This is a genomic window from Flavobacterium sp. LC2016-13 (assembly GCF_009707955.1).
Classification (GTDB): Bacteria; Bacteroidota; Bacteroidia; order Flavobacteriales; family Flavobacteriaceae; genus Flavobacterium.
The window spans coordinates 1-425 of sequence record NZ_WMDQ01000053.1 but is presented as its reverse complement, the minus strand read 5'-3'; the positions used below and the strand labels follow the sequence as shown (position 1 = coordinate 425).

Sequence of the window (425 nt, the reverse complement as noted above, 5' to 3'; positions counted from 1 at the left end):
TTTTAATTCTAAAAATGAAAAATATTCATCAGTTTTCTTTTCCTTCAAAAGTGTTAATTGGTTTTTATAAAAATCAAAGTCTCTCTGTTCCAGTTTTTCCTGATTCCATTTTCTTAAATCTTGGCCTTTATCCAAACTAGTAAATTCGTAAGGAACTTTTGCTTCAAAAGTAAAACTGGCTTCATAGTAGTTTTTCCCTGCAGCAGCAAATATCTTTATTGGACCATTCTCATTGCTTCCATCTACAGTAGGAGTCAAATAAGATATTATTTCTTTCCCTTTCTTATCTCTATTGATATTATCTGATTCACTTATACTAATTTTCATATCAGTTTCTTCTCTTAAGATTGTAAAAACCAGTGATATTGATCATCTGATTCCAATTTAAATTGACCACCAAGTTTTGGTTTAAATTGACCACCTAA

At 29.4% G+C, this 425-nt stretch carries 1 pseudogene; it reads right to left on the bottom strand.

The features are described from left to right. Positions 1–327, bottom strand: a pseudogene (locus GKZ86_RS25200) (hypothetical protein); the annotation flags it as partial. Positions 328–425: the final 98 nt, after the last annotated feature.